The sequence below is a fragment of the Pseudodesulfovibrio thermohalotolerans genome, assembly GCF_021353295.2.
Lineage (GTDB): Bacteria > Desulfobacterota > Desulfovibrionia > Desulfovibrionales > Desulfovibrionaceae > Pseudodesulfovibrio > Pseudodesulfovibrio thermohalotolerans.
In genome coordinates this window covers 1,877,501-1,898,399 of record NZ_CP120635.1, presented here as the reverse complement: position 1 = coordinate 1,898,399, position 20,899 = coordinate 1,877,501, and the positions used below count along the sequence as shown (strand labels likewise).

Sequence of the window (20,899 nt, the reverse complement as noted above, 5' to 3'; positions counted from 1 at the left end):
CTCTGGCGGACGTGGCAAACAACCAAAACGCCCGTGGAGCAAGAGAATGAACGAGATGGAAGACCGCTGGTTATCAATAACCGAGATTTGCAAGTACCTCGGTGTCAGTAGTGACACCGTTTACCGCTGGATCGACAAGCATGCGATGCCCGCCCATCGCATGGGCCGTCTTTGGAAGTTCAAGAAAGACGAGGTTGACGAGTGGGTGAAGGCTGGCGGCGCGGCCGAGCCTGTAGAAACCGACAAGAAGCGCAAGGAGTAATAACGGGCTATGAACCATGTGATCCACAACAGCATTGTGAATTTTATCTGGGGTATTGCCGACGACGTGTTGCGCGATGTCTATGTGCGCGGCAAGTACCGCGACGTGATCCTGCCGATGACGGTCATCCGACGCCTCGATGCGCTCTTGGAGCCGAGCAAAGAAAAGGTGCTCGGCATGAAGAAGCAGCTCGACGGGGCCGGGATCGCCAATCAACACGCCGCGCTCTGCCAGGCCTCCGGAGAGGCCTTTTACAACGTCTCGCCCTTTACCCTGCGCGACCTGAAGAACCGCGCCAAGCAGCAACAGCTCAAGGCCGATTTCGAAGCCTATCTGGACGGCTTTTCGCCCAACGTCCAGGAGATCCTCGACAAGTTCAAGTTCCGCAATCAGATCCCCACGTTGATCGAGGCGGACATCCTCGGCCACCTGATCGAGAAGTTCCTCGACGGCCGCATCAACCTCAGTCCCAAGCCGGTGCGGGACGTGGACGGCAACGAGATCCTTCCAGCGCTCGACAACCATTCGATGGGCACCATCTTCGAGGAGCTGATCCGCCGCTTCAATGAAGAGAACAACGAAGAGGCCGGAGAACACTTCACCCCCCGCGACGTGGTCAAGCTCATGGCCGACCTGATCTTCCTGCCGGTGGCCGACGACATCGAATCCGGCACCTACCTCGTCTATGACGGGGCCTGCGGCACCGGCGGCATGCTGACCGTGGCGGAGGAACGCCTGGCCGAGCTGGCCCAGAGTCACGAAAAGGATGTCTCTATCCATCTGTTCGGTCAGGAGGTGCAGCCGGAAACCTACGCCATCTCCAAGGCCGACCTGCTGCTCAAAGGCGAAGGGGCCGAGGCCGAGAACATGAAGTACGGCTCCACGCTCTCCAGCGATGCCTTCCCGTCGCAGGAATTCGACTTCATGCTCTCCAATCCGCCCTACGGCAAGAGCTGGAAGACCGATCTGGAGCGCCTGGGCGGCAAGGGGGACATCAAGGACCCGCGCTTTGTCACCCAGCACGGCGGCGACCCGGAATACAAGATGATCACCCGCTCCTCGGACGGGCAGCTCATGTTTCTGGTCAACAAGCTCTCCAAGATGAAGCACACCACCCGCCTCGGCAGTCGCATCGCCGAGGTCCACAACGGCTCGTCACTCTTCACCGGCGACGCCGGTCAGGGCGAGAGCAACATCCGTCGCTGGATCATCGAGAACGACTGGCTGGAGGCCATTATCGCCCTGCCGGAGAACATGTTCTACAACACCGGCATCGCCACCTACATCTGGGTACTGACCAACCGCAAGTCTGATACGCGCCGAGGCAAGGTCCAGCTCATTGACGCCACCGAATGGTACGTGCCACTGCGCCGCAACCTCGGCAAGAAGAACTGCGAGTTCTCCGAGGAACACATCCGCGCCATCTGCGATCTGGTGGTGAATCCGGTCGAAACCGAGAAATCCAAGATCTTCCCCAACGAGGCCTTCGGCTACTGGAAGGTGACGGTGGACCGCCCGCTGCGCCTCGCCGCCCACCTGAGCCCGGCCCGGCTGGAACGGTTCGAGCGGGCCTGCGCCAAGGCCAAGGAAGAGCCGCTGGCCAAGCTGGCCCGCCGCGTGGCAGAGACGCTTGGAGCCGGTCCTCACCTGGATTTCAACGCCTTTATGGACGTCGCCCATGCCGATGCCGACAAGCACGGCGTCAAGCTCACCGCCAAGCGCAAGAAGCTGCTGCAAAGCGACCTCTGCGACACCCGCGAGGACGCCGCGCCGGTACTGAAGAAGGTTCACAAGCCCGGCAAGGCCACGCCCGATCCCATCCACGGCCTCTTTGAGGCCGAGGTGAACGGCAAGACCTGCGTGGTCGAATACGAGCCGGATACCGCCCTGCGCGACAGCGAACAGGTGCCGCTGCTGGAAGACGGCGGCATCGAGGCCTTCTTCCGGCGCGAGGTGCTGCCCTACACCCCGGATGCCTGGATTGATGCCAGCAAAACCCAGATCGGCTACGAGATCTCCTTCACCCGCCATTTCTACAAGCCCGCGCCCATGCGCACCCTGGAGGAGATCAAGGCCGATATCTACGCCCTGGAGCAGGAGACCGAGGGGCTGCTGGAACAGATTGTCGGGGAGGCTGAGTGATGAAGCTGGCCCCTTATCCAGAATACAAGGATTCTGGTGTTCCGTGGTTAGGGAAGATACCGGCGCACTGGGAACTACATCGTGGAAAATGGCTTTTTCGCAAAATGGAAAGGCCGGTTCGCTCGCAAGATGAAGTAGTCACATGCTTTCGCGATGGAACAGTTACCTTGCGAAAGAATCGTCGAATCCGGGGCTTTACCGAATCTCTCAAGGAAATCGGATACCAAGGTATTCGCAAAGGCGATCTGGTTATCCATCAAATGGATGCCTTTGCTGGCGCAGTTGGGGTATCTGACTCCGATGGGAAGGGGACTCCAGTTTATTCTGTTTGTCTCCCCAAAAGAGATTTAGACACGCATTACTACGCACAACTGGTGCGTGAGATGTCTCGCTCGTATTTTATAACTTCGCTTGCAAAGGGTATCAGGGAGAGATCAACAGATTTTCGATTCGATACCTTCGCGTCACTAACGCTCCCCGTTCCTTTGCCGGAAGAGCAAAAGGCAATTTCTCGGTTCATGAGAAATGAATCCGCACAGATCAACAAATTCATCCGCAATAAGCGGCGGCTCATCGAACTGCTCAAGGAACAGAAGCAGAACATCATCAACCAGGCCGTGACCCGGGGGCTCGATCCCAAGGTCAAGCTCAAGCCCAGCGGCGTGGAATGGATTGGAGATATTCCGGAGCATTGGGCGGAAATACCCCTCAAGCAGATTGCCAGAGCAGATAACAGTGGAAGTTATGGTGTAGAGCCAGAACTTGGAGAGGTCGTTCTGCCTGTCGCGACAACTGCTCAGATAGACAAAGACGGCAGATTTCTCGTCAAAAAAATGCCAATCAGAGGGTTTACTGAAGCTGAGGCGAAGCGCTATTCGTGCAAGCCAGGTGAAATACTCGTTGTCAAATCGAGCGGTTCGATTTCAAACGTCATTACTGGGAAAGCCGGGATATTTACTGAGGATACTCCTGATTTCGCATTCAGTAATTTCCTGATGCGACTAACAGCCAAGCACGAGAAAGTCTTGCCGTTATATCTCTTCTATTTGCTTACATCGCATTTGACCCGAGAGAGGGTCAAGCGAATGGTGGCAGGCAGCACTTATCCAAATCTGCGTGTGGGAGAGTATCTGTCATCAAAGTTGCCTCTTCCTGAAATCTCAGAGCAATCCGCAATCTGTGACTTTATTCGGAGCGAAACAAGTGTACTCGACCAGGCTATTGACCGCACCCAACGCGAGATCGAGCTGATGCGCGAATACCGCACCCGGCTGATTTCCGATGTCGTCACCGGCCAAGTGGATGTACGTGGCGTCGAGGTGCCGGAGGTCGCCGAGGAAAAACTGCTGGCGCTGGATGAGGACACCACCGATGCCGATGACGTAATCGATGACGAGGGGGACATGGATGAAACCGACTGACAAAACCCCAAAAAACAGCATCAGCAAACCGAAGGACTATCCGCGCCTGCTGACCGAGATCAAGGAGCGCATCCGCTCCGCCCAGTACGAAGCCCTCAAGGCGGTCAACAAGGAGCTGGTCGGCCTGTACTGGGATATCGGCCGGATGATCGTGGAGCGGCAGGATGTTGAAGGCTGGGGCAAGGCGGTGGTGGAACAGCTCGCCGCCGATCTGCGGACGGAGTTCCCCGGCGTAGGTGGCTTTTCGGCTTCCAACCTCTGGCGAATGAAGGCCTTTTTCGAAGCCTACACCGGTCTGGAAAAACTCGCACCACTGGTGCGAGAAATCGGCTGGAGCCACAACCTGGCCATCCTGGAGCGCTGCAAGGAGCCGCTGGAGCGGGAATTCTATCTGCGCATGACCCGCAAGTTCGGCTGGTCCAAGAATGTACTCATTCATCAGATCGATAACCAGAGCTATGAAAAATCCCTGCTGGGCCAGACCAATTTCGACCAGGCGCTGACGCCGGAACTTCGCGCCCAGGCCAAGCTGGCGGTGAAGGACGAATACACCTTCGATTTTCTGGAGCTGGGCGAGGAACACAGCGAGCGGGAGCTGGAACGGGCGCTCATCGCCCGGATCGAGGATTTTCTCCGGGCCATGGGCGGCATGTTCGCCTTCATGGGCAGTCAATACCGGCTAGAGGTGGACGGCAAAGAGTTTTTCATCGACCTGCTGTTGTTTCACCGCCGCCTGCGCTGCCTTGTCGCCATTGAATTGAAAGTCGGCGAATTCCTGCCGGAGTTCGTCGGCAAGATGCAGTTTTATCTGGCGGCTCTGGACCGGCAGGTCCGCCAGGAGGACGAGAACCCCTCCATCGGCATCATCCTGTGCAAGGAGAAGAGCCGCACGATTGTGGAATACGCCCTGCACGACGCCCGCAAGCCCATCGGCGTGGCCACTTATGAAATCACCAAGACCCTGCCCAAGGCGCTAAAAGGCCAACTGCCGTCGCCGAAGGACATCGCCCATTTGCTGGAGGATCTATGAAACCTACCGACACCAGCGAAAAGGGCCTGGAATCGATCATCGTCGCCTCCCTCGTGGAGGAAGCCGGATACGTTCATGGTGATCCGCAGGACTACGACAGGGAACACGCTGTCGACCTGGCCAAACTGCTGCAGTTCCTCGCCGCCACCCAGCCCGATACCTATGAGGCTCTCGGCATCGACGAGGAAGGCCCCAAACGCACACAATTCCTGCACCGCCTGCAGGGCGAGATCGCCAAGCGCGGCGTGGTAGACGTGCTGCGCGGCGGCATCAAGCACGGCCCGGCCCATGTGGACCTTTTCTACGGCACGCCGACGCCGGGCAACGTGAAGGCGGCGGAACGGTTCGCAGCCAACATCTTTAGCGTCACCCGCCAGCTCCGCTACAGCCGCGTTGAAACCGCGCTCGCCCTCGACATGGCCGTGTTCATCAACGGCCTGCCCATCGCCACCTTCGAACTCAAAAATAAGCTCACCAAGCAGACGGTGCTCGATGCCGTGCAGCAGTACCAGCGCGACCGCGACCCAAAGGAGCTGCTGTTCCAGTTCGGCCGCTGCGTCGTTCATTTTGCCGTGGACGATCACGAGGTGCGTTTCTGCACCCACCTCAAGGGCAAGGGCTCGTGGTTTCTGCCCTTCGACAAAGGCTACAACGACGGTGCTGGCAATCCGCCCAACCCGGCCGGGCTCGCCACCGACTACCTGTGGAAGGAGACCCTCTCCAAAGAGGGGTTGACCGATATCCTGGAAAACTACGCCCAGGTGGTGGAGGAAAAGGACGAGAAGACCAGCAAAAAGAGGTACAAGCAGATCTTCCCTCGCTACCACCAGTTGAAGGTGGTGCGCATGCTGCTGGCCAATGCCGCTGAGAGCGGCATCGGCAGGCGCTACCTGATCCAGCACTCGGCGGGCAGCGGCAAAAGCAACTCCATCGCCTGGCTGGCGCACCAGCTGGTGGGACTGGAGAAGGACGGCAAGGCGTTGTTCGACTCGGTGATCGTGGTCACCGACCGACGGGTGCTCGACAAACAGATCCGCGACACCATCAAGCAGTTCGCCCAGGTCTCCGCCACAGTCGGCCATGCCGAACACTCCGGCGACCTGCGCCGCTTCCTCAAGGCCGGTAAGAAAATCATCATCACCACCGTGCAGAAGTTTCCGTTCATCCTCGACGAGATCGGTGACGAACACCGCAAGAGCAAATTCGCCATCATCATCGACGAGGCCCATTCCAGCCAGGGCGGCAAAACCACCGCTGCCATGAACCGCGTGCTGGAGGAGACCGCGCCCTATGGCGGCTCTGATGACGAGGAGGAAGAGACGGTCGAGGACAAGATCAACAAGATCATGGAAGGCCGGAAGATGGTGACCAACGCCAGCTACTTCGCCTTCACCGCGACCCCCAAGAACAAGACCCTGGAGATCTTCGGCGAGCCGGACCCGCAGCCGGACGGCACCGTGAAGCATCACCCGTTCCACAGCTACACCATGAAGCAGGCCATCCAGGAGGGTTTCATCCTCGATGTGCTGAAGAACTACACCCCGGTGGAGAGCTATTACCGCCTGGCCAAGACCGTGGAGGACGACCCGCTCTTCGACGCCAACAAGGCCCAGAAAAAGCTGCGCCGCTATGTGGAGTCCCACGAGCACGCCATCCGCGAGAAGGCGGAGATTATGGTGGACCATTTCCACGCCCAGGTGATCGGCCACCGCAAGATCGGCGGCCATGCCCGGGCCATGGTCATCACCAACGGTATCGAGCGGGCCATCCAGTATTTCCACGCCTTCAGGGACTATCTCAAAGAGCGCAAAAGCCCTTACGCACCCATCGTGGCTTTTTCCGGGGAGCACGAGTACGGCGGCAAGAAAGTCACCGAGTCGACGCTGAACGGCTTTCCCAGCAGCCAGATCCCGGACAAGGTACAACAGGACCCGTACCGCTTCCTGATCGTCGCCGACAAGTTCCAGACCGGCTACGACGAACCGCTGCTGCACACCATGTACGTGGACAAGGCGCTCTCCGGCATCAAGGCGGTGCAGACCCTCTCGCGGCTCAATCGCGCCCATCCGCAGAAGCACGACACTTTTGTGCTCGATTTCTACAACGACTCGGAGACCATCCAGAGGTCGTTCGAGCCCTATTACCGCACCACCATCCTCAGTGACGAGACCGACCCCAACAAGCTCCATGATCTGAAGTCGGATCTGGACGGCTACCAGGTCTATTCGCAGGTACAAATCGACGACCTGGTGGGGCTCTATCTGAACGGCGCGGACCGCGACAAGCTCGACCCGATCCTGGATGCCTGCGTGGCCACCTACAACGCCGATCTCGATGAGGACGGCCAGGTGGACTTCAAAGGCAAAGCCAAGGCCTTCGTCCGCACCTACGGCTTTCTGTCCTCGATCCTGGCGTACTCGAATGCCGACTGGGAAAAGCTGTCGATCTTCCTGAACTTCCTGATCCCGAAACTCCCCGCGCCCAAGGAAGAGGACCTGTCCCGGGGCATCCTGGAGGCCATCGACATGGACAGCTACCGTGTCGAGGTGAAGACCAGCCTGAAGATAGGCCTTGCGGATCAGGATGCCGAAATCGGACCGGTGCCGACCAGCGGCGGCGGCCGCAAACCGGAACCGGAGCTGGACCAACTGAGCAACATCATCAAGGCGTTCAACGACCAGTTCGGCAACATCGAGTGGAAAGACGGTGACAAGATCCGCAAGGTCATCGCCGAGGAGATCCCGGCCAAGGTGGCGGCTGACGCGGCCTACCAGAACGCCATGAAGAACAACGACAAGAAGACCGCCCGGATCGAGCACGACGCCGCGCTGCAGCGGGTCATGATCGACCTCTTGTCCGACCACACCGAGCTGTTCAAGCAGTTCAGCGACAACCCGTCTTTCAAGAAATGGCTGGGTGACACCATCTTCGGCGTGACCTATCAGCAACAGGCCGAACAATCCGCAACGGGGGCGAGCCATGGACGTTAAAACGGCAGCTATTCAGGTTTTGCAGCAGGCCGAAATGGCACTGAACGCCAAGGACATCGCCGAGCAGATCATGGCTGCCGGTCTCTGGCAGTCCGATGGCAAGACCCCAGACGCCACTGTCAGCGCCCGGCTCTACTCCGACATCAAGAACAACGGAGACAAGTCACCCTTTGTAAAGGTCGGCCCTCAGACCTTCGCTCTTCGGGATTCCACTGAAATACCGAGCGGCGCTGCGTCGGTTCCTGTGGCCGTCGAAGAAGCCCCAAAACATCATCCGAACGCGGGTTTCTCCTTTACCGATTGCGCTCAGAAGGTGCTCGAGGAGTTCGGCGACAAGAAGCCGATGCACTACAAGGAGATCACCGAGAAGGCCCTACAAAAAGGTTGGCTGGTGACAGGCGGCAAAACGCCCGAGGCCACCATGTACGCCCAGGTGATCACCGAGATCAAGCGTCAGCAGAAACGCGGTGAGCGGCCCCGCTTCGTTCAGCACGGCCGTGGTTATATCGGTCTGAGCCAATGGATGGGACGCGGACTGGCGTTCCAGATCGAACAGCACAACCACCAGGTCCGGAAGGTCCTGCGTGAGCGCTTGCTGGCAATGAAACCCGGCGAGTTCGAGGAGCTTATCTCGCAGTTGCTGGCGGAGATGGGCTTCGAGATGGTTAAAGTGACCAAGCTCAGCGGCGACGGCGGCATCGATGTCCGGGGCACCCTGGTGGTCGGTGACGTGGTCCGCATCAAGATGGCAGTCCAGGTCAAGAAATGGAAGCTCAAGAACAACATCCAGGCTCCGGTGGTGCAGCAGGTGCGCGGCAGCCTGGGGGCGCACGAGCAAGGCCTGATCATCACCACAAGCGATTTCAGCCCCGGAGCCGTCAAGGAGGCCGCCCAGGCAGACAAAACCCCCATCGCCCTGATGAACGGGGACCAGCTTGTGATGCTGCTGATGGAACACGGCATCGGCGTTCATCGCTCGACGCCTGATCTGTTTGAGATCGATGAGGAGTTTGCTGCTCACCAGAATGCAATTAAGGAATAGCCATATGGAATGATGTAGAAACAATCTTTGGCGTCACCTATCAATCCACAACACGAATTGGTGCGGGGTAAAAAGTGATGGATATCCTGCTGACATTCACCGGTTTTCACACCCCCTATTCAAAGGGATTGGTTGATCAAGAGGAGCTTGAGCCGCCATGTCCAGAACCGCCCCAAAATTCCGCATCGCCATTAACGGCTATGGCCGCATCGGTCAAAGCGTCCTGCGGGCGCTCTATGTCGGTCGCCGCCACAGCGACCTGAAGGTGGTGGCGATCAACGAGCTGTCCGACCTCGACACTTTGACCTATCTGACACGCTACGATACCACCCATGGCCGTTTCCCCGTGGAGGTGAGGAACGACGGCAGCCATCTGCTGATCAACGGAGACCGCATCCGGGCACTGAACGAGAGAAGCCCCGAGAATCTACCCTGGAAGGACCTGGATGTCGATCTTGTTTTCGAATGCACGGGTACCTTTACCGATCGCTCCACTGCGGAGTGCCACCTGGCCAGCGGTGCGCGACGGTTGCTCTTTTCACAGCCCGCCGATGCGGACATAGATGCCACCATTGTCCACGGTTTCAACAGTAGGCACCTAAAACCCGGCCATCGGATCGTCTCCTGCGGCTCCTGCACCACCAACTGCATCGTTCCCATCCTCGACCTGCTCGACCAACATTACGGGATCGAGAACGGCGTAACCACGACCATCCATTCGGCAATGAACGACCAGCCGGTGATCGACAGCTATCACCACACCGATCTGCGGCTGACCCGCAGCGCCATGCAGTCCATGGTCCCGGTCGATACCGGCCTGAGTCAGGGGATTGGCAAGATGATGCCCGCCCTGAGCGGCCGTTTCGAATGTCTGCACCTGCGCGTACCGACCATCAATGTTTCTCTGATGGACCTGGCCATCAACCTACGTCGTCCTGCGGATGCCATTTCGGTCAACGCCCTCTTTCGTGAAGCCTCGGAAGGACGCTTGCTGGGGCTCCTGGGATACACCGAAGAGCCCCACGCTTCGGTCGATTTCAACACCGACCCCCGCTCGGCGATCATCGACGGAACTCAGACCCGGGTGAGCGCCTGCAGGCTGCTCAAACTCATGGCTTGGTTCGACAACGAGTGGAGTTACGCCAATCGCATGCTCGATGTAGCGCAAACCTGGCAGAGCCTGGCGGGGGAATAAGCTTATAGGAAGATCTTCGAGTCTTGCCCCGTCAAAAAATAAAAATCGAATAAGCATCCCAGTGTTTACTCAAACCAAGTGATTACCTTGAGGGCTCAGTATTTCGATCATCGATTACCATTCCATCCCTTCCAACCGCAACGTGGCGGGGTAGGGTTCCTGCGTGGTCCATCAGCCACAAATCCAACTCATGACCTACATGGGTGAGGATCACCCTCTTTGCTCCGATGGCATCCGCGCTTTCCAATACGGTGTGCACATCATTATGGTTACGTGGTTTCCTTCCCAGAGGTGGATAACAGCAATCGAGGATAACGCAATCAGGCTGCCACTGTTTCAAAAACTCTATGCTGTCGGAAGGCAAACCGACGGTATCGCAAAGATAGGCAATCCTTGCCGAGGCCGCTTCAAGACAGTAGCCAAAGGTCATCTTGGAATGCATCAAAGGAACAGGGGTAGCCCTCACGTCACCAAAGAGAGCCGGGCTGAATTCCTGGAGCCGCTGAAACTTCAGCAAGCCGTTGTTTTTGTAAAGGTCGGCGCAACCCTCCGGATCGGGAGGTACTCCGACATCTATCCGCGGGCCTTTGCCCCAGCGGAGATGAAACAGCCCCTGTACATGATCGGGGTGAAAATGGGTGAGCAGGATCGCGGTTATGCTTCCGGGAGGAAACCGTTCGACGAGATCGACCAACCCTGCGTCGATTAAGACCTGCGTACCTCTGGATTCAACAAGTGCCGTGCTTGGACGCCTTATGAAACGGGGATCAAACCTTGCCCGTTCACAGGCAGGACACTTGCACCCATAAAGCGGCACACCACCTGCATCGCCTGTTCCCAGAAGGATTAAACGCAAATCATCTGTGTTTTTCAGTGGCTTTGGGCCATTCCTGAAGTCATATCTTGAACCAACTTCCATGGATGATCGAAGGATCCCTGATTTCAGTGTGCTCATGGATGAATACCCCTGTCTGGGTGTAAAAAGTCATTAACGGAATAATGCAGGATGAGATCGATTAAAGTGTCACCGCCTTCGTTAAGCTGTCCGTCGTTATTGACTTTTAGACAGCCCTCGCAGGCGTTAGCCAGAATCTGGTGACGTTGCAGACGTTTTTCAATCTGTTCCCCGGTTTCACGGTTTCGATTCTGAAGCCTTAATCGTAGGATATCCGGTGAAACCTCGATCAAAATCGGCACTACGTTAGTATATCGATTGTACACATTTTGTAAGTATTTACGGGAGCCATTTACAATTACGGTCAAGCCTCTTGTAAGCCATAGATCGATTTCAATGCCGATCCCGTAATAATAACCGTGACTTTGCCAATGCAAGGCAAAAAGTCCTGCCGCAACCCGCGAGGAAAATTCATCAGGGCTGAGCGACACGTGATTTTCACCTCCTACATCCGCTGGACGGGTGATGTAGCGATGGGCGAAAACGATGTTGGTGTGCTTTGCAAGTTTTTCCCGGGCGTAACGCATCAGGCTGTCTTTGCCGCTACCTGATGCTCCCATAATGTAAATGAGATTGGCTTTCATCTTACGATCTTCATTAAACATGATTATATGTTGCTGAGATTACGAGCTTACCGTCTTTCCAGACTTTTTCCACATGAGGGAGAGAACCATACATTTTCACAGCAACAAGATCTGCTCGCTTGCCAATTGCTATCTCTCCACGGTCAGACAACCCTATGGCGCGCGCTGGATTGACGGTCACCATGGCCACAGCTTGGCTAAGGGTAATATCTGTAAGAGAAGGCAGACGCATAATGGATGGCAAAAGTGCAGCAGGGGAATAATCTCCGCAAAGGCAGTCAGCTACACCGTTGATGACAGCATCAAGCGCTCGCATATTGCCCGACTGGGATTTTCCGCGCAAAATATTGGGTGCTCCGAACAGGGTTGCCAAGCCGTTTTTGCGGGCGGCTCGGGCGGTTTCTATGTTGATCGGAAACTCGGAGATGACTGCGCCAAACGCCTGCACCGTAGCAATCTTTTCCGGCGAGTCGTCGTCGTGACTAGCGATTGGTACTCCGTGGAGTTGGGCTATTTCAGCCAGGTACCGCATGCGATCCATTGCCCCCTGTGCTGCCTTCAGCTTGCGGGTCAGAATCCCCTCAATCGTGTCCTCATTTGTTTTGTAAGTATGAGAGAGGTAGTTGCGATAGGTCTCCACATCTCGGAATTGGCCTTGACCTGGACTGTGATCCATGAAGGATATCAGATGGGCATCGCCTTGTTCAATAAGCTCACGCAAGATCGGCGGCGCGGTTTCGTCAGTAACTTCATAGCGGGCATGCACCCGATTGTCGATCAATGCTTGTAGCCTAAAAGATCTTATGGCACGGGCGATCTTGGCGGCGAAGGCATTATTGCGCACACCTAATTCATGATTAGCAAAGGACAAAGCGTGAAATACAGTCGTAATTCCAGCCACAGCATTACGTTTGTCTGCTTGGGCACAGGAGAAATCCAAAGGGAAATGCACATTGGGACGCGGTTCGATTTCTTTTTCCAGGGCGTCACAATGCAGGTCTATCATGCCTGGGATAAGAATCCTTCCGTCAAGATCGATGATCTCCGTTTTTTCCGTTCTGTCAGGATCAATGGAGGCGATGCGCCCGTCTTCTATTAAAACAGCGATGTCCTCAACTACTTCGGTTGGAAATACGACCCGAGCATGGGTCAGCAAAGTTTGCTTCATTATAATTTTTCCTCGATTACATGGAATTCCGCCCCTTGAGGCGTCAGTTCAACGACCCGGTCCGCGAGACGGCGGACCAGTTCGGGGTGGTGGAACACAGCCAGCATGCCGACGCCCTTGGCCTTGATGGAGGAAAGGAGATCGATGACTCGGTCGGTGGTTGCCGGATCAAGACTTGCGGTGGGTTCATCGAGCAGGAGCAGACGGGGTCTTGAAATGAGCCCGCGCGCCAGGTTTACTCGTTGCTTTTCTCCTCCGGAAAACGTGGCGGGCGGCACATGCCAGAGACGTTCCGGGACATTGAGAAGACGCAGAATATCGGCGGCGGCGTCACGGGCCGCTTCTTTTTTCTCGCCTCGAACGACCAGTGGCTCCCCGACCACGTCCAGGGTGGCCTTTCGCGGCAGACAGTGAAGGAACTGGGTCACAAACCCGATATCCCGCTTCCTCAATTCCAGTATCCGATGATCCGACGCCTGCACCAGATCGGTGGTATGGCCCGTCTCGTCGTGATAAAGTATGCGGCCGCCGCGCGGAAGATAGGTGCGATAGATGCATTTCAGCACAGATGATTTGCCGCAGCCGGTCGGCCCGACCAGGGCCGTCATCTCTTTGTAGTAAACTGTCAAATTGACGTCCTTGCAAGAAGGAATGAACGCTTTCTGTTCGTGCAGGAAAAACTGTTTGCTTAATTTTTCAACAGTTAAAATCCTTTTATTCACAATAATTCTCCTTATAATGCGGACGCAACAAGCTGCTGGGTATAGGCGTGCTGGGGGTCTTCCAGTATCTGATCCGTCAGCCCCGCTTCGATGATTCGTCCGTTCTTCATGACAATGGTACGAGTCGCCAGCAAGCGTATGACGCCGAGATCATGAGTCACCGCGATCATTGCCGTGCCGAGTTCCTGTTGAATTTCGAGAATGAGGTCGAGAATCCTGGCCTGGACCGACAGGTCGAGGCCGGTGGTCACTTCATCCAGAAAGAGAACAGGGGGGCTTGTGGACAACGCCTTGGCGATCTGGACACGCTGCTGCATGCCGCCTGAAAACTTTTTCGGCGACTCATCCATTCGTTCGGGCATGACCTCGGTGCGGGTCAATAGGTCGCGCGCCCGCTCGCGAATTTGACCGTAATTCGCAAGATCGCTCATGAGAAGCCGCTCGGCGATGTTGCCGCCCGCTGAAAAATTGAAATTGAGTCCGAGATGGGGGTTTTGATAGACGATGCCGAAACGATGGTTGCGCAGCCAACGCTGCTCGGCGGCGTTGACACTAAACAGATCCCACTGGCGTTCGTCATCGAAAAAGACGGCCTCGCCAAGCGATGGCTCTTCATCGAAAAAAAGCATTTTCACGATGGTTGATTTGCCGCTACCCGATTCGCCCATGATGCCGAGAATTTCTCCGGCATGCAGATCAAAGCTGATATTGGCTGCGGCCACCACGGAGCCACAGTGGGAGCAGATGTTGCTGCCCGCTTCCGGCCCAGTGCTTTCAAGGCAGCGAGGGCATCCGGAGCCGTAAATCTTGCCGAGGTTTTTTACTCCAAGAATTTTTTTCATCGCGAAGCCTCATTTGCGGCACTGTGTTGCGTGGACAACCGCTGATTGCAGTAATCCGAATCTGAGCATTGATAGATCCGCACGCCGTCATTGCTGGTGAATTCATCCAGAAAAGAATCCGTCGCGCAGCAACGGTGACAGGATCGCCGCCGCCCCTGTGCGTCGGAAAAGTCCTCTGTCCTGAATGGCACGTCCTCAAAGACCAGGGGTTCCGCGTTGGTATAGGGTGGCACTGCGTATATCTTTTTTTCACGACCGGCCCCGAACAGAATCAGTGCGGGCGACTGGTGAAGCTTCGGTACATCGAACCGGGGAATAGGGCTGGGATCAAGCACGTAATGGCCGTTGATGCGCGTGGGGTAGCGGTGCGAGATGGTGATTTCGTCGAAGTGGACTATGTCTTCATACAGTTTGGTCAGCAACCGGGAATAATCTCCCTCGCCGTGCATGATCTTACGCCGTGCTTCTGAAGGCTCGACAACGACCAATGGATCTGGATACGGCACCTGCAACACTAAGATTTGCGCACTCGTCAGTCGCCTCTCGGGGATGCGATGGCGTGATTGGATAAGCGTCGCCTCCTGGGTGCGTTCCGTGGTGTCTACGCCTGGGCAGGTCAATTCGATAAAATGGCGCAAATTGACCGCGTTCACCGAATCATCCGATCCCTGATCGATGACTTTGAGTGTGTCGCTCCGGCCGACAAGACTCAGGGTCAGTTGCAGCCCCCCCGTGCCGAAACCACGTCCCATCGGCATTTCACGGGAAGCGTAGGGGGTCTGGTATCCGGGAATGCAGATGGCCTTGAGGATGTTGCGTCTCACTTCCCGCTTTGCGTATTCATCCAGGAAACCGAAGCTGTATCCCGCTTCGTCCTGCGGCAATTCATAATATGGGTTCATTTTTCGTTTCCTTGTTTTTGCTCTGCCTTCGCTTGTGTCGTGCGCAACCGGTCCATGTCCGACTGGAACGTCACATAGTGCGGCATCTTGTAATGATTGGCGAAACCCATGGAATCAACGCCATCGATATGCAGGACTACAAACTCCGGATCTTCGGACGGATTCGCCGGACCTTCCTTCATCCCTTTTTGTAGGGCGCGATCCAGTACCGCCATGGATATGGCCTTGGTTTCGTTGTGACCAAAGCAGGCTCCGTAGCCGAGCGTGAACACCGGCTTGCTCCTGTTGTCGCTGTTTTCATACATGGCGACCACTTCGCATTCCGTGATCAGCACTTCCCCGGCCTCAATCTCTTCCCCTGTAACCGGATGGGGTAAGTAAACCGGGAGATAACCGACGCGCAGTTCAGCGATGGTCGGATGGACATCGCCATAGCCGCGCATGTTGGAATAGGCCAGAGCCAGCAGGGAGCCGGTCTCCGCCCGCGCCATGCTCGACAGCACAGCCGAGCGCGGAATGGGGAAAATAAGGGGTTCTCTCGTGATGTCGAAAGGCTCGATGTCGTGGGCAGGGGCTTCCGGCAGCAAGCCGTCCTTTCGCAACGCCTCCACAACCTTGGGGTAGGTTTCCGGCAAAGCATCGCCCGGAGTGTCGGCCATGAACTTTGCGGCGATTTCCCGAAATACCTCGGGAGACTCATCCGTCAGATCGATCCGCATGAGCCGCAGCGCGTAATCATAGGTCGGCCCCAGCATCTGCCCTCCTGGTATGTCCTTAAAAGCGCTGGAAATGCGGCGGATGACACGCATGCGACTGGTCTCCTGTACCGGCGTCGACATCAGGCGCGGCTTGGTGGAACGATAGGCACGCAGGGCGAAGGCCGCTTCAAGCGTGTCCCCTTGCATCTGTTTGATCGCCAGAGCGGCCAGGCGCGGGTGGTACAGCCCACCTTCGGAAACGATTCGTGAGGTGAGCAGACGTAATTGATTCTCGATGGCTGAAAGAGAAAGCGGAACGCCCTGCTCTCCCTCGGCGGCACGCAGCGCTTCAAGCGCTTCCAGTGACCCCTTGATGGCGACGCCGCCACCTTTGATCGCTACATATCCCATGACTGTCCTTCCTTTATCTTGATCCGCGTGGTGCGGGGAATGGCGATGACCCGAGCCGTATCAAAGAGAATCATGTCCACGCCCAGCGGAAATGCTCCGTTCCACTCACTTCTTTTGTTCAGCCAGGCCGGGGTGAGTCCCGAGCAGGCAATTACTTTTTCAGATTGAATCCCGGGGCCTCGCATGACCAAGGCTTCGCCCCGACCGATGTAGGCAACGTTCAGGATGACTGTTGCCCCCATCTCGGGGCATTCCAGGGAACCAAGAGCCGGAGAAAATATCGGGGCGGTATCGCCGCGAGCGACAATGAATCTCGCCTTTTCTGGTGCTTCCTTGTTTGTTTCAAGTTTCGCCCAGTCCTGGTCGTCTATCAAATGATGCGGATCAGCGACGGTGACCGCACCATCGGTCAGAGTCGCCAGAATTAGGCGCAACAGGTTGTTTTCGCGTTCCTGAACCTCAGGAAGCAGTGTTTCAAGTGACCCCGGGAAGGCGAAGGCATTCATCAGTTGGCGAAAAGCCTTCTGTTGGACGGCTGGTTCCCATACGGCTGATTGTGGTTTGCAGATTGGTTCGATCTTCATATGTCATTGTCCTCACCGGTTGCGTCGAGCAGAGAGAAGTCCACGCGGGTGCGCTCAAGGATCACACTGCGGGATGCTTCATTGCGCGCGAGTCCACGCGCGCCTTCCTCAAGTAAATGCGCGATGATTTCATGCCCGTTTAACCTGTTGGCGAGAATGGCGTCCAAGATGGCGACATCTCTCGCCAAGCTCGTCCGGTCGTCAAGAATCTGTGCCGCGCCCGCGCCCTTTTTACCGTTTTTATCAATGACCCTGACCTGGGCTCGGGAAAGAGGAATTTCCCCGATAAAATAGGGTTCAGCCAAGGCACCGTCGCGTAATTGAAGCAGTGCGAGTCCCGATTGCGGCAGGGCCTGGTCATCGACCCGGCACAGCTCCGTAATGGTTCGCACAGCTTCTTTAATCTTTTGCGGTGGTAGTGATAAAAGCAAACGCGGCCAGTCACGGCGCTGATATGATATGGAATCGGTCATGTGAGTTTTCCTCTCAACCAGGTTGAAAAATAATCAAAAACAAGAATGACGCTCAGAATCACCAGGATCAGGGCGGCGGATTCATCGTACTTGACCAGTCGCAAGGTATCGTGGAGGGCGAGACCGATGCCGCCTGCTCCTACCAGGCCAAGCACTGACGCCATGCGGACATTCCGGTCCATGATGTAGAGGGTGTAGCCGATGGCTTCGCGTAGAATGGAAGGCCAGCCCGCGTACATCACAACCTGACTTCTGCTCGCGCCGGTCGCCTGGACCGCCTCAATAACCCCCTTGTCGATACGCTCCAGGTTCTCGGCGAAAAATTTCCCTAGGAATCCTGCGGTATGAACACCAAGGGCCAATGCGCCGGGAAGCGGACCGAGGCCCAGGGCCGCTACAAAAATAAGCGCCAGCAACAGATCGGGCATGGCGCGGAGAAAATTCAGTGTTTCTCGGGCAATCCGGTATGTCGCCCTGCCGGGCGTCAGGTTGCGCGCCGCGAAAGGGGCCAGTAAAAAAGCCGTGACGAAGGCGATGAGCGTGCCCCACAAGGCCGTCGCGATGGTCTGTGCCATGAGTTGTAGATATCTAGACATCTCCGAAAAATCCGGAGCCGTATAGCGGCTGAAATATTCAGCCATGTCCTCCACGCCGTAGAGCAGCGTTTGGAAGGAAATATCCAGGTCGAAAACGATCAGCCAAAGCAGGACAATCCATAAGGAAAACCAGACCGGCGCGGGATTGAACGGTTTTTTGGGCGGGAGCGCGGAGAGCTTCTTCATTTAAATCACCCTCGCCCTGAAATGGCTGGATAGACGATCCAGTAACGCAACGATGAGATATATGGCCAAAGCGATGCCGAGGATTCGGTCATAATCGAAAAGACGCATTGCCATGATCATGTCGTAGCCGATGCCACCCGCCCCGACCAGGCCGAGAATCGCCGCCGCACGGAGATTATGGTCGAGAATGTACAGCGTCGAACCGATGAAATCAGGCATGGCCTGGGGGAGGTAGGCATAGGTTCGGACCTGAAACCATCCGGCCCCATGCGCCTCAACCCCTTCAATGGGTTTGACGTCGACTACTTCGATACTCTCGGCGAAAAACTTGCCCATGAAGCCGACCGTCACGAATGACAGAGCCATGACGCCAGGGAGTGGGCCGAGGCCGACCGCCGAGACGAAAACTAGCGCCCAGACCAATTCCGGCAAGGCACGCATGAATGAGAGTGAGGTCCTCGTAACATGGAATACAATCGGGTGGGGGCTGGTGTTTTTCGCCGCAAGGAAGCCAAGGGGCAGGCTGATTGCCAGAGCGATACTCGTGGCAAGCAGCGTCATTTCGATGGTCTCCAGCATTTTCTTAAAAAGTTCGGGCAAATACTCAATGTCCGGCATGACGAAAATGTTGCCGAGAAAGCTCAGGAGGCGGGGAATGGACGCCACCAGACGCAGAGGATCGATTTCCGCGATGGGAGCGGCCCAGGCCAACAAACCGACGACGACAACGAAAGCGATCACTACCGCGATAGATGGAAGCCCGTTACGCGTAGGCCAGCAAAGGGGCAGGCTGTTGTTCATCATTGGCTTCCTTCTTGGTGTGATAGATTTGGTCAAGCGAGCGCTGATCAAGGTCATTGGGATGACCGTCAAAAACAATTTGCCCCGCATTCAGGCCGATGACCCGGGAGGCAAAACGTTTGGCCAGATCCACCTGATGCAGATTGACGATCACGGTGATGCCGTCTCGGTCACAGATCTCCCGAAGCAATTGCATGATCTCTTCACTGGTCACCGGATCAAGGCTTGCAACCGGCTCATCGGCCAGGAGAACCCGGGGCTGTTGCGCCAACGCCCGGGCAATCCCCACTCGCTGTTGCTGTCCGCCGGAAAGCCTGTCGGCCCGATCCCAGGCGCGATCAAGCAGTCCCACACGGTCAAGCGACTGAAAAGCGTGATCCATGTCGCTCTTTCGAAAGAGATACAGCATGCTCCCCACCCAGGAGCGGTATTTCAACCTGCCGGTCAGGGCGTTGGTCATGACGGACAGGCGGCTCACGAGATTGTAATGCTGGAAGATGATTCCCACGTCGCCGCGCACCTCTCTGAGATTGGATCGGTTGACGACCCGCTCCGCCACTTTTACCTCGCCGCTTGTCGGCAGCTCCAGTCCGTTGATCATCCGAAGCATGGTGGATTTGCCCGCCCCTGAAGGTCCGATGATAGCCGTCAGGCTACCCGGCGCGAAGTCAACGCTTACACCGCGCAATGCTTGAAAACCATTGCCGAATTTCTTTGTAACCCCTTGCAGGGAAATGCTTGCCATTTGCTGGCCTCCTTATAAAGAAGGATGTTGCGCCGCATTCGAGCGGCGCTGCATCCGTGTTGTTTGAACAAGTTGTTGTAAAAATTACTTGAGTATATTCTCTTTCTTCAACCCGAGTTCCCGCACCATATCCCGAATGACCTGGTAGTCCGCAGGAGTCACGGCGACGTAATGGCTCAACTCACCGTAGCCGGTGACTTGGATGTCCTTGTGGGCATCCAGAATCGCCTCCCGGATCTTGGCTTTCAGATCTTCGGGAAGATCCTTGCGATAGACGAGGGGGGAACCGGGTAAGGGATCGGATTCCAGCAGAACTCGGTTTGTTTCCTTGGTGATCAGACCTTTTTTCAACATCTTCCCGTAGGTGATGTCGTTGTCGGCGGCGGCATCCACGGTCTTGTTTTTGACGGCCAGCTCTGCGGCGTCATGGGAGCCCGCATAGGTGAATTTGCCGAAGAAGTCCTGAGGCATCATGCCGGTGGCCTTTTTCACCATGAATGTGGGCATCAGCCCTCCTGAAGTGGAGGCAGGGTCGACAAAGGCCACGTTTTTCCCTTTCAGATCCTGAATAGTCCTGATGGTGCTGTTGCCCGGAACGACAAAAATACTCTTATAGGTGTGGGAATCGCTGCCCTTGCGGATACCGGCCGCGAACGCTTCCGCGCCTGCTTCCTGCTCGGCAAGGTAATAAGACAGAGGACCAAACCACGCGATATCGACCCGCTTCTTGCGCATCGCCTCGATAACGCCGGTATAATCGGTGGCGGTAAAGACTTTGACTTTTTGGCCGGTTTTTGATTCAAGGTAGGCCCGCATCGGTTCGAACTGCTTGACCATTTCTTCGTTGTTTTCGGCTGGAATCAGACCCATGACGAGTTCCCCGGCTGCAGCCGGAAGCACAAGCATGGCTGATAACGCCACTCCAGCGCAAAAAACACCAATTTTTTTCAAGACCGTCTTCATTTCTTCTTTCTCCTTATCAGGCATAGTTATCTAGACAGGATCAGGCCGCCTGATCCTGTCGACAGCAATAAAGATACAGTGAAGATGTCAGAGTTATGTGTCGCGCATGTTTCAATTTCGTTAAATCTCACATCCAACAATTAACGCTGTCGTTCATGTCGATTCGCAACTGAATCATATCTGCCCG

21 protein-coding genes (1 of these 21 only partly in view) are annotated in these 20,899 nt (G+C 56.2%); 7 read left to right on the top strand and 14 right to left on the bottom strand.

What is annotated here, in order from left to right; genetic code table 11:
• Positions 1 to 46 precede the first annotated feature (46 nt).
• The 7 genes from LF599_RS08935 to LF599_RS08905 all read left to right on the top strand — a co-directional run bounded on the left by LF599_RS08935 (position 47) and on the right by LF599_RS08905 (position 10,082).
• Positions 47 to 262 (top strand): helix-turn-helix domain-containing protein, encoded by a 216-nt coding sequence (locus LF599_RS08935; RefSeq protein WP_269943305.1) that lies wholly within the window; start codon positions 47 to 49, stop codon positions 260 to 262.
• A 9-nt stretch (positions 263 to 271) separates the two neighbouring features.
• Positions 272 to 2,404: a type I restriction-modification system subunit M gene (locus LF599_RS08930; protein WP_279523047.1), complete on the top strand. Its 2,133-nt coding sequence runs from the start codon at positions 272 to 274 to the stop codon at positions 2,402 to 2,404.
• Entirely contained in the window at positions 2,404 to 3,825 is a 1,422-nt protein-coding gene (locus LF599_RS08925) for a restriction endonuclease subunit S (RefSeq protein WP_279523093.1), read from the top strand. Before LF599_RS08930 ends, LF599_RS08925 begins: the two co-directional genes overlap by 1 nt.
• Complete coding sequence (locus LF599_RS08920; RefSeq protein WP_279523046.1) at positions 3,812 to 4,855, top strand: PDDEXK nuclease domain-containing protein; 1,044 nt, start codon at positions 3,812 to 3,814, stop codon at positions 4,853 to 4,855. Before LF599_RS08925 ends, LF599_RS08920 begins: the two co-directional genes overlap by 14 nt.
• A complete protein-coding gene (locus LF599_RS08915) occupies positions 4,852 to 7,845 on the top strand; it encodes a type I restriction endonuclease subunit R (protein WP_279523045.1) in 2,994 nt (997 codons plus the stop codon). The genes LF599_RS08920 and LF599_RS08915 overlap by 4 nt, the downstream gene beginning before the upstream one ends.
• The gene (locus LF599_RS08910) at positions 7,835 to 8,887 is read left to right on the top strand and encodes an HTH domain-containing protein (RefSeq protein ID WP_279523044.1); all 1,053 of its coding nucleotides are present in this window, start codon (positions 7,835 to 7,837) and stop codon (positions 8,885 to 8,887) included. Before LF599_RS08915 ends, LF599_RS08910 begins: the two co-directional genes overlap by 11 nt.
• A gap of 157 nt (positions 8,888 to 9,044) precedes the next feature.
• Positions 9,045 to 10,082 (top strand): type I glyceraldehyde-3-phosphate dehydrogenase, encoded by a 1,038-nt coding sequence (locus tag LF599_RS08905; protein WP_022661740.1) that lies wholly within the window; start codon positions 9,045 to 9,047, stop codon positions 10,080 to 10,082.
• Between the two features lie 82 nt (positions 10,083 to 10,164).
• Here LF599_RS08905 and phnP read toward each other — a convergent pair whose 3' ends face one another.
• The 14 genes from phnP to phnF all read right to left on the bottom strand — a co-directional run.
• Positions 10,165 to 11,037 (bottom strand): phosphonate metabolism protein PhnP, encoded by an 873-nt coding sequence (gene phnP / locus LF599_RS08900; RefSeq protein ID WP_279523043.1) that lies wholly within the window; start codon positions 11,035 to 11,037, stop codon positions 10,165 to 10,167.
• Positions 11,034 to 11,642, bottom strand: a complete 609-nt coding sequence (gene phnN / locus LF599_RS08895; RefSeq protein ID WP_269943294.1) for a phosphonate metabolism protein/1,5-bisphosphokinase (PRPP-forming) PhnN — start codon at positions 11,640 to 11,642, stop codon at positions 11,034 to 11,036. The genes phnP and phnN overlap by 4 nt, the downstream gene beginning before the upstream one ends.
• Complete coding sequence (locus LF599_RS08890; RefSeq protein WP_279523042.1) at positions 11,635 to 12,789, bottom strand: alpha-D-ribose 1-methylphosphonate 5-triphosphate diphosphatase; 1,155 nt, start codon at positions 12,787 to 12,789, stop codon at positions 11,635 to 11,637. Before LF599_RS08890 ends, phnN begins: the two co-directional genes overlap by 8 nt.
• The gene (phnL, locus tag LF599_RS08885; protein ID WP_279523041.1) at positions 12,789 to 13,511 is read right to left on the bottom strand and encodes a phosphonate C-P lyase system protein PhnL; all 723 of its coding nucleotides are present in this window, start codon (positions 13,509 to 13,511) and stop codon (positions 12,789 to 12,791) included. The genes LF599_RS08890 and phnL overlap by 1 nt, the downstream gene beginning before the upstream one ends.
• A gap of 11 nt (positions 13,512 to 13,522) precedes the next feature.
• The gene (locus LF599_RS08880) at positions 13,523 to 14,353 is read right to left on the bottom strand and encodes an ATP-binding cassette domain-containing protein (RefSeq protein ID WP_279523040.1); all 831 of its coding nucleotides are present in this window, start codon (positions 14,351 to 14,353) and stop codon (positions 13,523 to 13,525) included.
• Entirely contained in the window at positions 14,350 to 15,255 is a 906-nt protein-coding gene (locus LF599_RS08875; protein WP_279523039.1) for an alpha-D-ribose 1-methylphosphonate 5-phosphate C-P-lyase PhnJ, read from the bottom strand. Before LF599_RS08875 ends, LF599_RS08880 begins: the two co-directional genes overlap by 4 nt.
• The gene (locus tag LF599_RS08870; RefSeq protein ID WP_269943288.1) at positions 15,252 to 16,364 is read right to left on the bottom strand and encodes a carbon-phosphorus lyase complex subunit PhnI; all 1,113 of its coding nucleotides are present in this window, start codon (positions 16,362 to 16,364) and stop codon (positions 15,252 to 15,254) included. The genes LF599_RS08875 and LF599_RS08870 overlap by 4 nt, the downstream gene beginning before the upstream one ends.
• On the bottom strand, positions 16,352 to 16,948 hold the full coding sequence (phnH, locus tag LF599_RS08865) for a phosphonate C-P lyase system protein PhnH (RefSeq protein WP_279523038.1): 597 nt from the start codon (positions 16,946 to 16,948) through the stop codon (positions 16,352 to 16,354). The genes LF599_RS08870 and phnH overlap by 13 nt, the downstream gene beginning before the upstream one ends.
• The gene (phnG, locus tag LF599_RS08860) at positions 16,945 to 17,421 is read right to left on the bottom strand and encodes a phosphonate C-P lyase system protein PhnG (protein ID WP_022661749.1); all 477 of its coding nucleotides are present in this window, start codon (positions 17,419 to 17,421) and stop codon (positions 16,945 to 16,947) included. Before phnG ends, phnH begins: the two co-directional genes overlap by 4 nt.
• Positions 17,418 to 18,203, bottom strand: a complete 786-nt coding sequence (gene phnE / locus LF599_RS08855; protein ID WP_279523037.1) for a phosphonate ABC transporter, permease protein PhnE — start codon at positions 18,201 to 18,203, stop codon at positions 17,418 to 17,420. The genes phnG and phnE (LF599_RS08855) overlap by 4 nt, the downstream gene beginning before the upstream one ends.
• The gene (gene phnE, locus LF599_RS08850) at positions 18,204 to 19,007 is read right to left on the bottom strand and encodes a phosphonate ABC transporter, permease protein PhnE (protein ID WP_279523036.1); all 804 of its coding nucleotides are present in this window, start codon (positions 19,005 to 19,007) and stop codon (positions 18,204 to 18,206) included.
• Entirely contained in the window at positions 18,967 to 19,749 is a 783-nt protein-coding gene (gene phnC / locus LF599_RS08845) for a phosphonate ABC transporter ATP-binding protein (protein ID WP_279523035.1), read from the bottom strand. Before phnC ends, phnE (LF599_RS08850) begins: the two co-directional genes overlap by 41 nt.
• Positions 19,750 to 19,833: 84 nt before the next feature.
• Positions 19,834 to 20,712 carry a phosphonate ABC transporter substrate-binding protein gene (gene phnD, locus LF599_RS08840; RefSeq protein ID WP_279523034.1) on the bottom strand — a complete coding sequence of 293 codons (879 nt, stop codon included), beginning with the start codon at positions 20,710 to 20,712 and terminating at the stop codon, positions 19,834 to 19,836.
• Positions 20,713 to 20,839: 127 nt separating this feature from the next.
• Positions 20,840 to 20,899: the final stretch of a phosphonate metabolism transcriptional regulator PhnF gene (gene phnF / locus LF599_RS08835; protein WP_279523033.1), read on the bottom strand. Its footprint extends 690 nt past the window's final position; 60 of the gene's 750 nt are visible here — the last part of the coding sequence; its start codon lies beyond the right edge, outside the window; the stop codon is at positions 20,840 to 20,842.